This window comes from Microtetraspora glauca (genome assembly GCF_040656155.1).
Classification (GTDB): Bacteria; Actinomycetota; Actinomycetes; order Streptosporangiales; family Streptosporangiaceae; genus Microtetraspora; species Microtetraspora glauca.
Genome location: NZ_JBFALK010000004.1, coordinates 316,523 through 332,119 on the forward strand (window position 1 = coordinate 316,523; position 15,597 = coordinate 332,119).

Genomic DNA, 15,597 nt, shown 5'->3' on the forward strand with positions numbered 1-15,597 from the left:
AGGGGGAGGCGCGCGGGTGTCCTCCCGCCTGCCATGCCGGTCCGGCGGTGCGGGATCCCCGTGACCCGGCCCTCGGCGTAGGGAGCCCCGGCATCGCGTTCGGCTTGTGCGAACAGCGCTCATCACCCAGAGTCGTGTTGTGACTACGTACGGCTTGCGCCCCCAGATAGCCGGGATAACGGCCGGGGTTGTGATCGCGCTCGTCGTGGGGTTGGGCGCCGTCGTCGCCTCCGGCCGGGAGGCCGCACCGTCCGCCCCGGCGCCGCTGGCCTGGGCCGACGGCGCGTGCGTGCGGCGGACCGGCACCGCGGTCGGGCTCGTGGTCTGCGACCAGGCCACAGGCCGGGTGAGCCGGATCACCGCACGTCCGCCTCACTGCCCGTCCGACACCGACGAGTTCGTCTCCCTCGGCTCCGGCCGTACCGCCTGCGTCCGCAACGTGGGGGGCCGTCACCCCGGGGACGCGGGGAACGGCGGCGGCGTGCTGCGCGCCGGTGACTGCGTCGCGATGCGCGGCGGGGAGCGGCCGTGCGCCGAAGGCGACTGGTACGGCCGGGTCACAGGAGTCACCGAGACGGCCAGGCAGTGCCCGTTGGGGACGATCGAGGCCCTTCCTCTCAAGGGAGGGCAGGTGGCCTGCCTCGGCAAGGACGGCCGGGTCGTCGCGGCGGGGGACTGCGTCGAGCGTCCGGCCCTCCCGACCTCGGTCCGCCTGCTGGTGAAGGTCGCGTGCGGGTCCGAGCGGGCGTGGGCGAGGGTCACCGGCCGGGTCGAGTCCCCGACCCGGTGCGCGGAGGGCTCCGACCACTACCTCCGGTCCCTGCGCGGAACCGAGGTGATCTGCCTGTCTGGTGTCGGAGCAACCCGTGGCGGCCCGTAAACTCGGCCTACGTGAGCCTGAGCATCGGCATCGTCGGCCTGCCCAACGTCGGCAAGTCCACCCTCTTCAACGCGCTGACCAAGAGCGGCAACGCACTGGCGGCGAACTACCCCTTCGCCACGATCGAGCCCAACGTGGGCATCGTCGGCGTGCCCGACCCGCGTCTCGCCAAGCTGGCCGAGATCTACGGCTCGGCGCGCATCCTGCCGGCGAAGGTCGAGTTCGTCGACATCGCCGGACTCGTCAAGGGGGCGTCCGAGGGCCAGGGCCGGGGTAACCAGTTCCTCGCCAACATCCGCGAGACCGACGCGATCTGCCAGGTGATCCGGGTGTTCTCCGACCCCGACGTCACGCACGTCGACGGCGACGTCGCGCCCGAGCGCGACATCGAGACGATCAACACCGAGCTGATCCTCGCCGACCTGCAGACCATCGAGAAGGCGCTGCCCCGCCTCCAGAAGGAGGCCAGGACCAACAAGGACCGCAAGGCCCAGCTGGACGCCGCCGAGGCCGCGGCCAAGCTGCTCGACTCCGGGACCACCCTGTACGCCGGGGCCAAGGCGGCGGGCATCGACCCCGCCGACCTGCGTGAGCTGCACCTCCTCACCGCCAAGCCGTTCCTTTACGTCTTCAACCTCGACGCTGACGAGCTGGTGGACGAGGACCTGCGGGCGCGGCTGTCCGCGATCGTCGCGCCGGCCGAGGCCGTGTTCCTGGACGCCAAGATCGAGTCCGAGCTGGTCGAGCTGCCGGACGAGGAGGCCCTGGAGCTGCTGCAGTCCGTGGGCCAGGAGGAGTCCGGCCTGTCCCAGCTCGCCCGTGTCGGTTTCGAGACGCTCGGGCTGCAGACGTACCTCACGGCCGGGCCCAAGGAGACCCGCGCCTGGACGATCCGCAAGGGCGCCACCGCTCCCGAGGCCGCCGGTGTGATCCACACCGACTTCCAGCGCGGCTTCATCAAGGCCGAGGTCATCTCGTTCGACGAGCTGGTCGAGGCCGGGTCGATGACCGCGGCGCGCGCCGCCGGCAAGGCCAGGATCGAGGGCAAGGAGTACGTCATGCGTGACGGCGACGTCGTGGAGTTCCGCTTCAACGTCTGATCGCCGCCCCGTTACGTCTCTGAGCTGCGAGGACAGCAATACCTGGCGGTTAGGTAATCGATGGTGCCGCTGGCCAGGCGTAACGTGCTTTTCCGGCAGAACGGATAGGCGTGGGGCGTGGGGCCGGGATGAGACCCGGTTTGCTCGGTCGCGGCGATGCTTGCACCATGGGCGTGGCTTTCCTGGAACAATTGGCCCGACCGCTAGGGTGAAAACTTCAATGCGGATAACCGGATCGAGAGTAAGACGACACCGCGCCAGCCGGGGGGATCGGCGCGAGCGGAGGCGTGATGGCTCGCAGGTCAACCGTCCAGCCGGATCCTCGGATCGCTGGCGACCCCGAGTCGTACCCTCCGCAGGGCCCTGAACGGGTGTCGGTCTCGAGCGGGAGTGCCCGCAGACGCGGGGGTTGGAGCGGTGGCGGGGGCCGCTGGCTCGTCTGGACCGGCCGCGCGATCCTGTGGGCGTTGATCATCGTCATCGTCGTCAACGGGGTGCGGGCGCCGTTCGAACGGTTCACCCAGGAGAGCACCTCGACCGGGGCGACACCCGAGCCGAGCGATTCCGGTTTTCCGGTGACACAGGCCGCGGCATTTGCCAATCAGTTCGCGGCGGTCTATCTGAATTTCGACGCGTCTAATCCGCAACAAAGAGCGGAACGATTGAAGGCATTTCTGCCCGAGGGCGCCCAGGAGCAGTTCGGCTGGAATGGATACGGCCGGATGTCCGCCGGTGCCTTCCAGTTCGCGGGCATCAACGTGCGCGACGCGGGCAACGCCGTCGTCACCGTGACGTACCAGGCGGGCAGCAAGCGCGGCCTGCTTTCCGTGCCGGTCTATTTCGACGGGTCCAGGTTCGTCGTGTCCGCGCAGCCGGGGCTGCTGCCCGCACCCGACCCGGCGGGGCTGCCGCAGCTGGCCGAGCCCGACCGCGACTCCGCGACCGAGGCCGAGCTGCGCCCCCAGCTGGAGGGCTTCTTCAAGGCGTACGCGGCGGGGGACCAGGTCGACCTGCAGCGGTACGTCGCGAACGGCGTGACCATCGAGGGCTTCGACGGAGCGCTGACGCTCGCCCAGCTCAAGGACGTCGTGGTCCCGGCGGGCGCGGAGAGCACCAGGGAGGTCACCGCCGTCGTCGTGTGGGCCGTGTCGTCGGGCGGGGCCGCCGCCACCCCGCGTACGGACGATCCGGCGTCGCAGCCGGCCGGGCTGGAGCAGGCATACCGGCTCACCGTGGAGAAGCAGGGCGGCAAATGGTTCGTCGAGGCAGTCCAGGGCGCGAGCCGCCCCGTGGGGTAGCGCATGACCGGACACGACGCCGCTGATCCATACCCCGGGAGGGCGTGAATTGATTCTGAAAACCATTGTGGAGATCGCGTTCGATCCATCGACTCCACCTGCCACGGGGATCAACACCGAGGGGCTGGCGGACTTCCTGCGCAAGTTCTTCGCCCCGCTCTTCTTGGTCGTGGTCTCCGTGGTCGCGCTCTTCTTCCTCTTCACTCGAGAGATCACCAGATTCATGCAGTTCATCATTCTGGCGATCGCGATCGGCGTGATCTTCTACGTGCCCAACATCATCGAGGTGACGGCGAAGGCGATCGCGGGGGCGCTCGGCATCAAGTGATCAGGCAGAGAGGAGGATCGGGTGGATCTGCCCACATATACCAATATTTGGCGAATTGAGAAGCGGCTCTACAAGCTGTACGACCTGAAGCTGCCGACACCGCTTCCCATCGTCTGGATCGGTGTGTTCGTGGGCGTCCTCGTCCCGTGGTGGACGTTCCTCTTCTTCGTCGGGCTTCCGTTCGACGCGCCCTGGCACGTGGTCTATCTGGTCCCGCCCGGGATCGTGACCTGGCTATCGACCCGGCCCGTGATCGAGGGCAAGCGGCTCACCGAACTGCTCCAGTCGCAGGTGCGCTATCTGGCCGAGCCCCGTACCTGGTGCCGCATGGCGCCGGTCAGCGAGCCGGACGAGATCACCCTCACCGTGCGGGTCTGGCGATCCGCTCCCGCGGTGAAGGGCAAGGCCAGGAGCCGGCAGCGGCGCGCCGCCGCCTCCACCGTGCGGCCGGCGGTCGCCGCCGCGGCGAAGGGGGCCGCCGCGGTCCCCGCCGTCGCCGAACCCGTCGCCGTGCCCCCGCCCATGCCCCTGCCCGCCCCGGGTGCCGCCTCCGCGACCGCCCAGGGCGCCGGGTCCGCGCCCGTGCTGGGTGTCGGGTCCGCGCCCGCCGCAGCCCGGAGGGGTACGACGGGCGCCGCCGCGCGGCCCGCCGCCGACCGCGCGCTTCCCAGAGGGGAGCGGACGGCCGCCGGAGCCGCCGGATACGGCGAGCCCGCCGTGCCGCCCATCGGCCCCGACGCGCTGCGCAAGCTGCGCAGGCTGGCCGCGTCCGCCCAGGACGGTACGGGGGAGCGGGAGCGGGAGCGCCGCGTACGGGAGCAGCCCGTGCGGGAGCTGGGCCTGCCGGCCGCCGATCCACCGACGTATGGCGCCGAGCGTGGCGCCGTTCCGGAGAGGGAGGCATCCGAGGGCGCCTCACCCCGTCTCCCACAGAAGGTCTGGTCCTCGACGGCGACGTCCGCCACCGACGGCCACGCGACCGACGGCCGCGCCACGGACGGCCCTGCTTCCGGCGCTTGGGCGAGTGACGGTCCCGCTTCCGGCGGTCCGGTGTCTGGCGGTTCGGCGTCCGCGTTCTCCACGTCTGGCGGTTCCGCTCCTGACAGCCCCGTCAGCGATGGATCTGAGGCGGAGCGGCCCGCGCATGAGGCCCCGAGGCACGCTCGCGCGGAGCCCGTACGGGAAGAGCCGTGGGATGCCGCGCACGAGCCACCGAGACACGCCCGCGCGGAGGCCGTGTCCGAGGCCGGAGAAGCACGGGAGTCCGAGCACGAGCCGCGGACGCAGGCCGACGAGGAACCGGCGGTGCGGCCCGCGCCGGAACCGGTGACGCGGCTCGCCGAGCGGCGAGCGGAGCCCGCGCGGGAGCCCGCGCGGGAGCCCGCGCGGGAGCCGGTGGGGCAGGCGGCCGAGGAGACCGCGACAGCGCCTGCCGTCGAGCCTATGACGCGGGCGCGGGTGGAGATCGCGCGCGAGAGGGCGGCGCAGCCGGTGGGCCGATCCGAGGCCCTTCGCGAACCCGTCAGCGAGCCCGCCAGAGAAGAATCCGTCAGCGAGCCCGCCAGAGAATCCGCCAGCGAACACGTCAGGCAGCCTGCTCGCGAACCTGTCCGCGAGTCTGTTCGTGCGCAGGTCGGCGAATCTCCCAAGGAGCACGTCAGGGAGCCGGTCCGCGAACCTGTTCGTGAGCCCGTCGGTGAGTCTGCCAAGGGGCACGTCAGGGAGCCGGTCAGGGAACCCGTCCGCGAGCCGGTCAGGGAACCGGCGGACGCCCCGCCGGTGCCCGTCTCGATCAGGGCGGTGGCGCCGGGCGACGAGCCCAAGGTACGCCGGGTCGAGTCGGTGGTCGGCAGGGACACCTCGGGCGGGTGGCGCAGGATCGCGCAGGTCGTCGTGGGCGGCGGCGGAGGCCGTACCGACGGGATGGAGATCGACGAGGCGCGGGCCCGCAGTGTGCTCACGGGAAGCAGGCGGATCCTGGTCCTCGGTTGCACCGGCGGCGCGGGCCAGACGACGACGACGCTCATGCTGGGCCACACCTTCGCCAAATACCGCGAGGACCGGGTGCTCGCCCTGGACGCGAGCACGGGAGCCCAGACGCTCACCACGAGGATCACGGCGGACTCGCCAGAGACGCTGAGCTCGTTGCTCGCGGGCTCCGGAGGGGTGAGCGGCTACCTCGGCATGCGGTCGTACACGACACGTTGCGACTCGGGGCTGGAGGTGGTCGGCGCGGACTCCGACGCCGGAGCGGCGCAGCGCCTCGAAGCCGGATGGCCGCGGATGCTCTCGGCGCTGGACCGCCACTACCGGCTGATCGTCGTGGACCCGGCGGCGGCGCTGGCCGCGCGGCTCCTGCCGTACGCCGACCAGCTCGTGCTGGTGGCCCCGGCGAGCGAGGACGCGCCGGACGCGGTGGCCATGACGTACGAGTGGCTGGACGGCCACGGCTGCTCCGAGCTGCGGCGCAGGGCCGTCATGGTCGTCAACGGCGTGAGCAGGCGCAGCGCGTCCGACGTGGAGCAGGCCGAGGCGGTGGCCAGGGGACGCTGCCGGGCCATCGTTCGCATCCCCTGGGAGGACGAGCTGTCCCGTCAGGGACCGGTCGATCCGGCCCGCCTCCGGCCCGGGGGGCGTAGGGCGTACGTGGCGCTGGCGGGTGTGATCGCGAGCGGGCTGGCGGCGAACCAGCACAAGCAGGAGGTGGCCAGGTGAGGGAGCAGTGAGCGCCGAGCGAACCCGACGAGCGAGTGGAGCGGCCCGAGTGGGACGGGCCGCCCGCATGGCGATCGAGGAGTGGTGAGCGACCTATGAGCGCGGCGCGAACCCGACGAGCGAGTGGAGCGGCCCGAGTGGGACGGGCCGTCCGCATGGTGAGCGACCTGTGAGCAGAACGCGCAGCCGTCTCGCGGTGCGGTACTTCGACGATCGTGTCCTCCTCACCGACTCCTCGGCGTGGGCGTACTTCCGGCTTCCGACGGTGAGCTACGAGTTCGTCACGCCCGAAGAGCGCGAGGCGCTGGCGACGAACATCACGATCGCGCTCGCCGCGATCAGGATGCCCGACGCCGAGGTGCACCTGCGGGTCGCCCACCGGACCTACCCGGCGGCGGAGTGGGCCATGGCCCTGAACGCCACGTCCGACGAGGGGTCGGGCTGGCGCGACTACCTGGAGGAGATGTACCGGCACGTCTGGGCGAAGGACTTCTGGAGCAAGGAGATCTACCTCGGCGTACGGCTCGGCCGGCGCGGGGCCCAGCTCGGGACGGGGGCGCTGGCCCAGCTGTTCGGCTTCTACCTGCGCAGCGAGAAGGCGCTCGGGATGGAAGACGACCACGTGCCCGATCGGGAGGTCGAGCGGTGGACCGAGCAGGCCGAGCGGCTCGGGCGCGCGCTCGCCTCCAGCTCGCTCTACGCCCGGCACGCCACCTCGACCGAGATCGCCTGGTTGTTCCAGCACGCGGTGTCCGGCGCGCTGGGCGATCCGCCTCCCTCGGCCACGCCGCGACGCAGGTGGGGCAAGGGCGAGATCGAGTCCCTGGTCGAGGGTCAGATCCACAACGGCCGTTCCCTGCTGCGGATCGAGCAGCCGACGGGCGACTCGTTCACGGCGCATCTGTCGTTCGCCAGGTTCCCCGACCTGATGCCGTTCCCGGATGGCGAGCCGTGGCTGCACTTCGCCGACCAGATGCCGTTCCCGGTGGAGATCTCCAGCAGGATGCGGCTGATCCCTCCGGTGATGGCGAGCAAGGACGTGGCCAGGAAGCTGGCGCACGCCCGTGACATGGACATCCACATCCGTGAGGCGGGAGCGGAGGCGCCGCTCGCGCTGGCCGAGCAGATCGACGCGGCCCGGATGCTGGAACACGGCATCACCAAGGAACGGCTCCCCTTCGTGTACGGCTGGCACCGGCTGAGCGTGAGCGCCCCCACCGAGGAGATCTGCGTCCAGCGGGTCGAGGCGATCGTGGAGCACTACCGGGATCTCGGCATCGACGTGGTGAACTCCACCGGCGACCAGTTCTCGCTGTTCTGTGAGGCGCTGCCCGGCGAGAAGGTACGGGTCAACGCGTACGCCCAGCGGCAGCCGCTCCGCACGATCGCGGGCGGGATGGCGACCGCCACCGTCGACCTGGGCGACCGGGTGGACGAGTCGGGCGCGGGCTGGCTCGGGCCGTACGTCGGGGAGACCTTGGGGCGGGCGCGCAGCATCGTCCACTTCGACCCGCTGGTCGCGGCGACGAGGAACCGCCCCACGGCCATCGCGATCACGGGGGAGCCGGGCGGTGGCAAGACCACCCTCGCGCTGCTGCTGATCTATCAGATGGCGCTGCGCGGCGTGACCGTCGCCGTCATCGACCCGAAAGGCGACGCCGAGTCGCTGGTGCGGCTGCTGGAGGACCGCGGCCGCCGGGCGCGGATCATCCCGCTCGGGTCGGCGGCGCCCGGCCTGCTCGACCCGTTCTCGTTCGGCGACGACATCGCGGCCAAGAAGACCATGGCGACGGAGACCCTCCGGCTGCTGCTGCCGCGGATGTCGGAGGAGCGGGAGTCGGCCATGATCCAGGCGGTGGCGGCGGTCTCCAACCAGCCGGACCCCTCGCTGGGCAAGGTCGTCGACCATCTGGAGCGGTCCGAGGACCCCGCCTCCAAGAACCTCGGGGCGGTGCTCCGCTCGATGTCCGAGATGCATCTGGCGCAGCTCTGCTTCGACCCCTCGGGCGGCGACCAGATCGACACCGAGGGATGGACGACGGTGTTCACCCTGGGCGGGCTGACCCTGCCCGACGTCGCGACCGCCCGTGACGACTACTCGTACGAACAGCGGCTCTCCGTGGCCCTGCTGTACCTGGTGTCCCAGTTCGCCCGGCGGCTGATGAACGGCCTGGACCGCCGTACACCCAAGGCGATCTTCCTGGACGAGGCGTGGGCGATCACCTCCACGCCCGAGGGGGCCAAGCTGGTGCCCGAGGTGTCGCGGATGGGCCGATCCCGCAACACGGCACTGGTCCTGGTCTCGCAGAACGCCGGTGACCTGCTCAGCGAGCAGGTGACCAACTGTCTCTCTTCGGTGTTCGCGTTCCGCTCCACGGAGCGGGTGGAGGTCGAGCACGTGATGGAACTCCTCGGGGTCGACGCGTCGGAGGAGCACAAGGCGGTGCTGCGGTCCCTGGGCAACGGGGAGTGCGTCTTCCGGGATCTGGACGGGCGGGCCGGCCGGATAGGGGTGGACCTCATCTCGGAGGAGCTGCTCCGCTGGCTCGACACGAATCCCACCCACGACAAACCGAACGAGAAAAGGCATGATCTTCTTGGCGGGGGCGCCGACAAGTCAGGGGTCGCGCAGGAGGTGCGGTCTTGAGAATGCGCGTGAACGGTCGCGCTCGCTCTGGTACTCGGCGCAGGCTCGCCCTGCTTCTCGTGGTGTTCGCGGCGTTCCTGACGCTGCCCCTGGTGCTCTCCGGCACGGCCAGTGCCGCGGGCCCGTGTGATCTCTCCCCGGCCCTCGCTCCGGAGATCGTCGACGGCGGCGTGGACGGTCTCGTCAAGGCCCCGCCGCCGGACACCGGCGACACCGGCGCCGCGACCGGCGCCAGTGCCGGGGCGGGCGCGGAGCCGGCCGCCGCGGCCGAGCAGGCTCCGGCCACCAACTACGCCCGGTACGGCATGGCCGGCCAGTTCTGGCACACCTACGACCTGGGCTGCTCCGACGTGACCGCCGTGCTCGGCAACTCCTGGGCGAACGCGATCTTCTCCTGGGCCAAGGCGATCGACCGCCTGACGATCACCACCTACCAGGCGGCGGCGTCCGAGGGGCCGATCCAGCCCATCAAGGACGTGGTCGACGACATCGTCACCAACCTCGCCAACGCGATGTACTGGCCGTACCTGCGGCCGATCGTCATCCTCGGCGCGATCTGGCTCGCGTGGTACGGACTCATCCGCAAGCGGGCGACGACGACCACCGAGGGCGTCATCTGGATGGTCCTCGCGGTGACCGTGGCGATCTGGTTCTTCAGCCGTCCCGGGGACTTCACCGGACTCGGCAAGGTGGTGACCGACAAGACTGGGGAGATCGTCAACTCGGCGTTCTCCGGGTTGCCCGGCGCCGGGGGCGCGTCCTGCCTGCCCGCCAAGAACGCCGGTGACGCGGAGCCCAAGGCCGGAGGGTACGCCCAGCCGGGTACGCCGGGGGTGGACCAGAACGCCGACGCGCTCTGGTCCACGCTGGTGTGCAAGCCCTGGCTGATGGGCGAGTTCGGCACGGCGGACGCGAACGCGCCGATCGTGCAGACCATGGCCCCCAAGCTGCTCGACCTCCAGGCGATCGACCGCGAGGAGCAGGCGGCCAGGCAGATGCCCGGCACCGACGCCCACCAGAAGCGCTTCGAGGAGGAGATCGCCAAGCCCCTGGAGAACACCTCGGTGTTCTTCCTCTTCCAGGGGAAGGACTGGACCAGCCGGCTGGGCATCGCGATCGGCGCGTTCATCGCGGCCATGGTCGCGGGCCTGCTCATCTTCCTGGTGGCGGTGTCCCTGCTGGCGCTCAAGGTGGGCTTCCTGCTGCTGTTGATCCTCGGGCCGGTCTTCCTGCTGATCGGCGTCCATCCCGGGTCGGGGCGGATCATCGCGATGCGGTGGGTGGAGATGGTCGTCGGCACGCTGCTCCGCCAGGCCGTACTGGCGCTGGTGCTCGGCGTGCTCGTGTACGGCTACTCGTTGATCATTTCGACGAACCTGCCGTGGAGCATGCAGATCCTGTTCATGGCGTTGCTGACGATCGCGGTGTTCTTCTACCGGCGGCCGTTCCAGCACCTGTTCGCCTCGATGGACGGTCACACCCTCACGACCCGAATGCTCGGCGACGCGGCCAGCGCGCCCACCCTCTCGCGTGCCGCGAACGCGCTGCCTCCGGTGGCGGCGAGCCGGGTGGGACGGTGGGGCCTGCGCAAGGCCGAGCCGGTCATCGGCGCCGCCGCGATGGCGGGCACCGCGGGCACCGCGGCGGCGGTCGCCGCCTCCTCGGTGGCGCAGGGCAAGGTACGCGGCGAGGAAGGGGCGGCCACGGCTGTTCCCTCCGGGGTCAGGGCCGGGGGGCAGCCGGTGCCGCTGGAGACCGACGCGCAGGGGCCGGGGCGGCGCAAGGCGACCACGGTCCCGCGCCAGGGATCGGCACCGCCGCTCAACCTTTCCGGTGTCCGACCGGCGACGCCTGTGCGCATGTCGTCGGGTTCGAGCTCCGGCTCGGGTTCCGGCTCGGGGTCGGGGTCGGGCGGCGGCTGGTTCAGCGGCCGTTCCGGCGGCTGGGCCTCGCGGCCGTCGAGCGGCTCCGGCGGGTCGGGCGGGTCGAGCGGGTCCGGTGGGTCGGGTGGCCGCAGGTCGGCCAGGACGGGCTCGTCCGGCGGGTCGGCCCCCAGAGGCGGCTCCGGCGGTTCGGGCGGTTCGGGCGGGTCGAGCTCCCGAGGCGGCTCCGGTGGCCGGTCGTCGGGAGGGGGCCTGTTCGGCGGGTCGAGCGGATCACGGTCCTCCGACGCGCCCCCGCTGTGGTTGTCGAGCCGAGGCGACAGCGGGCGCAGCCCCGATGACGCGCCCGGTCCCTTCTGGGCGAAACCCTCCAACCCCGACAAGGAATGACCATGAAGGGTAGGGACGGCCGGCGGGGGCTCGCCTTCGCCGGGATCGTGGTCGTCCTCGCCGTCGTCGGCGTCTATCTCACGTCCGCGGGCCCGTCGGGCGGCGACGCGTCCGGCCAGGACCCGGGCGGGCCGACCAGGGCCACGGGCCAGATGCCCGGCCGGGGTCCGACCACCATCCCGAGCCGGGTCCCGAGCCAGGTCGCCACCACGCCCGCCGCCTTCGACGTCTACTCCTATCTCCCGCTGTCCAAGGCCGAGCTCGGGGCGGCGGCCGATCTCGCCCGCCGCTTCACCGAGTCGTACGGGACCTTCAAGCACGACGACGACCCGGAGGCGTTCGCGAAGCGGCTCGGGGGGTTCTCGACCGTGGAGTTCGGCGCGGACCTGACCCGCACGCTGACGTCGCCCGCGCTGGTGAACCACAACCGGTCCGACGAGATCGTGTCGCGTTGCTCGGCGACGGTGAGGTCCATCCGGGACATGACCGCCAACATGGTCACCCTCGTGGTCGGCTCCGTCCGGCAGATCACCGCCAAGAGCGGCGACAAGGAGCAGCGTGACGAGTTCGCGGTGACCGTGATCAAGGTCGGCTCCGACTGGCGGGTGTACGACCTGCAACCCGCGGACGCCGGCCAGGACGGGGACACGTCGCCGTGATGCCGCCCAAGGCTCTGGCGGGGAGGCTCTCCTGGCGAGGGCTGGCCATCGCGCTCGCGGTCCTGGTCCCGTTCACGCTCTTCGGCTCGATCATGCTGATGACGCCCTCGCCGTCCATCCTGCTGGGCGGGGGCCTGGGCGGCGCGGACTGCGCCGAGGCCGCCACGGCCACGGACCTGTCCGACGTCGCCCGCGAGGACATCCCCTCCGACTATCTGGAGCTGTACAAGAAGTACGGCGAGCAGATCGGCGTCCAGTGGAACGTGCTCGCGGCCGTGGGCAAGCGAGAGACCGACCACGGAAGGTCCAAGCTCCCCGGGGTGCGGGACGGCACCAACTACGCGGGCGCCGCCGGGCCCATGCAGTTCCTGATCAGCACCTGGGGAGGCAAGTCCAGGATCAAGATGGGGACCGAGTTCAACGGCTACGCCTCGGACGGCGACGGCGACGGGTACGGCGACGTCTACGACCCCGCCGACGCGATCCTGGCCGCGGCGAAGATGCTCAAGCGCAACGGTGCTCCCGACGACCTCAGACGGGCGATCTTCGTCTACAACCGCGCGGACTGGTACGTCGACCAGGTCCTGGCGATCGCCAGGCGCTACGCCGCCACGGGCGGCATCGACACCCCCAACCCCGCCTGCGACACGGCCGACGCCCCGAGTGACGTCGTACGGAAGATCCTGGAGTACGCCCTCGCCCAGCGCGGCAAGCCGTACCTGTGGGGAGGTACCGGGCCGGACGCGTTCGACTGCTCCGGGATCATCTACATGGCCTACCGCAACGCGGGCCTGACGATCCCCCGCACGACCTTCGGCCAGTGGCCCTTCGGCGTACGCGTCGAGCCGGGCAGTGAGCAGCCGGGAGACCTCGTGTTCTTCAACGCCGGGCCGGGCACCGGGCCGGACCGGCCGGGACACGTCGGCATGATCGTGTCGGCCGGGAAGATGATCGAGGCCCGCTGCACCCGATGCGGGCCCATCAAAGTCACCACATATGCCGATCGTGGGAATCTGGTCGGGTTCACCCGTCCCCTCCAGAACGCGGATGTGCTGGAGCAATTGAAAAGAGCCGCTCTAACGTAAGGACCATGGACCACATCGTCGTCGGGGCAGCGATCATCGAGAATGGCAGACTCCTGGCCGCGCAGCGGGCCGATCCGCCCGAGCTGAAGGGCGGCTGGGAGTTTCCCGGCGGGAAGGTCGACCCGGGCGAGAGCGACCACGACGCCCTGGTACGCGAATGCGTCGAGGAACTCGGCGTCAAAATCGCCGTCGGCCGCAGGGTCGGCGGCGAATGGCCCCTCTCGAACGGCTACATCCTGCGGGTTTGGCTCGCCACCATCGCGTCGGGCGTTCCGGAGCCCCTGGAGCACCTCGCCCTGCGCTGGCTGGGCCCCGGGGAGTTCTACGACGTCGCCTGGCTCCCCGCCGACCTGCCGATTGTCGGCGCCGTCGAGGGTTTGCTCAATGGTTCCTCGTAAGATGTCTTTACTGTTCCTTTTGCCTAAGTAGAATTCCGCTTTAGTCAAAGGCGGATGTGACGGAGGCGGCAGTGAGCGGAAGCGCACGACTGAGGGCCGCCCTCTCCGCTGTGATCATCACGCTTTCCGTGCTGGTCGCCGTGCCGGTCATCGCCGCGCGCGCGGACGACAAGATCGAGCCGTGCGACGTCGGCCAGACGTGCCAGCCGGAGGTCACGGTGACGGTCACCGAGACGCCGGGAGGATCGACCCCGAGCCCGACCGGCAGCCCGGTGGTGACGGCGACGGTCACCGTCACACCGACACCCAGCCCGTCGCCCACCCCCTCGCCGTCCCCCTCACCCGTGCCGAACACGATCGAGACCACCTCGGCTCCGCCGATCATCGACCCCGTCGAGACGACGCCGGAGCCGACGCCGGAGGACGAGGAGCCCCAGGTCTCCCTGCCGGAGGCGAGCAGCAGCCCGACCGAGTTGTCCGTCCCGCAGACGGACTTCGGGGACCCGACTCCTGATGGCGCGGCGTACGAGCTGCGTAACGCGGCCCCCGAGTTCGACCAGGTCACGCTGAGTCACAAGCTCGCCGTGCCGGCCGCGCTGCTGGTGCTTCTCGCCCTGTTCGGCTGGCTCGTCTTCGAGGGCAGGCTGCGGCGGATGGCGCACGCGGCGGCTGTGAAGAAGGCGGGCCCGGTGAGCGCGCCCCAGCCGGGCCTCGCCGCCGCGGGCCCGGCGTACGCGCCGATGGTCGGCTTCGTGCCCGTCCCGGTGGCGTATCCGCCGACCTACGGCTACTCCTACATGGGCGAGCAGCCGTACGGCTACCCGCAGGGCTATCCGATGGCCGCACAGCAGCAGGGCTACGGCGTGCAGCCGGCGTACCCCGCTCAGCAGGCGTACCCCGGTCAGCCGGCGTACCCGGGTCAGCAGGGGTACCCGGCTCAGCAGCCGTACGGCGTGCAGCAAGGCTACGGAGCGCCCCAGGGTTACCCGCAGCAGGGTTATGGTGCCCAGCAGGCGTACGGGGCGCCACAGGGCCAGCAGGTGGACGCCTGGAGCTTCGCGGTGAACGAGCCGGACCCGGCGGCGGCCCCTCGCCCGGACGTCCCCGGCGGTGCGGCCCCTCGCCCGGATGTTCCTGGTGGCGCGGTCCCCGGTGCGGCCGGTCCTGACGGGACCGCGGTGTATCCGATGCCGTGGCCGGAACAGGGCGCCCAGCCGCCCGGCCAGGGCGCCTGACCCAGGCGGCCGTACCCTCCGGGCGATGACCGGTGCCGGAGCGTGAAGGATTAGATGCCGCCGGGCCCGCGTGCGCTGGTCACTGGTCCTGCGGGTCTTCGGGGGACGTGGCGGGAACGACGCAGGACAGGGCGCGGCGCAGGATGGCGGCGAAGGATTCGGTGTTGCCGGGCGCGAGCCAGTGCCGCCCCGCCACGCGGATGGCGCCGGCGACCGCGGCGGCCGTGACGGCGGGGAACAGGTCGCGTCCGGCGTCGGTGCCGGTGCGTGCCGCGATCGCCTCGGCGAGCGGTCCCTCCGCCATGGTGAACGCCTTCAGCGCCTCGCCCTCCAGCTCGGGCGTCGACATGATCATGCGTAGGCCCGCCTTGTCGGGCTCAGGATCGGTGTAGAGCTCGATCACGGCCGCGATGACGGCCTGATCCAGCGGCTCGTCGGCGGGTCGGGAGCGCAGTGCCTTCCCCGCGCGCCTGGACTGATCAGCCTGGAAGGAGCAGATCGCCTCCTCCCTGCTGGAGAAGTAGTTGTTGTAGGTGCGGGGGGAGACTCCCGCGGCCGTGGCGATGTCGTGGACGCGCACCAGCGCTAGCCCGTGGGGGCCCTGCTCGATGGCCAGGCGCAGCGCGGCGTGGCTGATCGCCTCCCGGGTGGCCTGCTTGTTGCGCGCCCGGAGGTCCATGGCATCGTCACTCATGAGGAGACTCTATCCGACGTTGCGCGTTGCGCACTATATGCGTGACGCGCATGTTGTGAGCAGGGTGCGACGAGACGCCTGGCGATCACGCCTGGAGAGTGTCAACCATCTGGCGTGCGCCGGGGCGGCGATTCCCTCGTATCTCCGAGCCAGGAAACTCCGACACCGCCGGCTTCGGCATCGTCACGATCCTGCCCACATGGCGACGGCCGTCCGCGCGGGGCGCGCGGACGGCCGGGTTCGGCGCCGGAGCGCCCCCCCGCACCAGGGAAGCGGGAAGAAATT

12 protein-coding genes are annotated in these 15,597 nt (G+C 71.1%); 11 read left to right on the top strand and 1 reads right to left on the bottom strand.

The features are described 5' to 3' along the window. The first annotated feature begins 139 nt into the window (after positions 1-139). The 11 genes from AB0I59_RS10465 to AB0I59_RS10515 all read left to right on the top strand — a co-directional run bounded on the left by AB0I59_RS10465 (position 140) and on the right by AB0I59_RS10515 (position 14,618). Positions 140-880: an LppU/SCO3897 family protein gene (locus AB0I59_RS10465; protein WP_358131912.1), complete on the top strand. Its 741-nt coding sequence runs from the start codon at positions 140-142 to the stop codon at positions 878-880. Positions 881-891: 11 nt separating this feature from the next. After that, complete coding sequence (gene ychF / locus AB0I59_RS10470) at positions 892-1,980, top strand: redox-regulated ATPase YchF (RefSeq protein ID WP_061258336.1); 1,089 nt, start codon at positions 892-894, stop codon at positions 1,978-1,980. 467 nt (positions 1,981-2,447) lie between these two features. Then, on the top strand, positions 2,448-3,278 hold the full coding sequence (locus tag AB0I59_RS10475; RefSeq protein WP_228637001.1) for a conjugal transfer protein: 831 nt from the start codon (positions 2,448-2,450) through the stop codon (positions 3,276-3,278). Between the two features lie 55 nt (positions 3,279-3,333). Continuing rightward, positions 3,334-3,606 (top strand): hypothetical protein, encoded by a 273-nt coding sequence (locus AB0I59_RS10480; RefSeq protein ID WP_228637104.1) that lies wholly within the window; start codon positions 3,334-3,336, stop codon positions 3,604-3,606. Between the two features lie 21 nt (positions 3,607-3,627). After that, positions 3,628-6,321, top strand: coding sequence for a TcpE family conjugal transfer membrane protein (locus tag AB0I59_RS10485; protein WP_358131915.1), 2,694 nt, complete (start codon positions 3,628-3,630; stop codon positions 6,319-6,321). A gap of 169 nt (positions 6,322-6,490) precedes the next feature. Beyond that, positions 6,491-8,968, top strand: coding sequence for an ATP-binding protein (locus tag AB0I59_RS10490; protein ID WP_358131917.1), 2,478 nt, complete (start codon positions 6,491-6,493; stop codon positions 8,966-8,968). A 2-nt stretch (positions 8,969-8,970) separates the two neighbouring features. Further along, the gene (locus tag AB0I59_RS10495) at positions 8,971-11,241 is read left to right on the top strand and encodes a type IV secretion system protein (RefSeq protein WP_358132046.1); all 2,271 of its coding nucleotides are present in this window, start codon (positions 8,971-8,973) and stop codon (positions 11,239-11,241) included. Positions 11,242-11,243: 2 nt separating this feature from the next. Next, on the top strand, positions 11,244-11,900 hold the full coding sequence (locus AB0I59_RS10500) for a hypothetical protein (protein ID WP_358131919.1): 657 nt from the start codon (positions 11,244-11,246) through the stop codon (positions 11,898-11,900). Then, positions 11,900-12,985, top strand: a complete 1,086-nt coding sequence (locus tag AB0I59_RS10505) for a C40 family peptidase (RefSeq protein ID WP_358132048.1) — start codon at positions 11,900-11,902, stop codon at positions 12,983-12,985. The genes AB0I59_RS10500 and AB0I59_RS10505 overlap by 1 nt, the downstream gene beginning before the upstream one ends. 5 nt (positions 12,986-12,990) lie before the next feature. After that, entirely contained in the window at positions 12,991-13,383 is a 393-nt protein-coding gene (locus AB0I59_RS10510) for a (deoxy)nucleoside triphosphate pyrophosphohydrolase (protein WP_061259391.1), read from the top strand. Between the two features lie 71 nt (positions 13,384-13,454). Continuing rightward, positions 13,455-14,618, top strand: a complete 1,164-nt coding sequence (locus tag AB0I59_RS10515) for a chromosomal replication initiator protein DnaA (RefSeq protein WP_358131921.1) — start codon at positions 13,455-13,457, stop codon at positions 14,616-14,618. A 79-nt stretch (positions 14,619-14,697) separates the two neighbouring features. Here AB0I59_RS10515 and AB0I59_RS10520 read toward each other — a convergent pair whose 3' ends face one another. After that, positions 14,698-15,312, bottom strand: coding sequence for a TetR/AcrR family transcriptional regulator (locus AB0I59_RS10520; protein ID WP_061259389.1), 615 nt, complete (start codon positions 15,310-15,312; stop codon positions 14,698-14,700). Positions 15,313-15,597 lie beyond the last annotated feature (285 nt).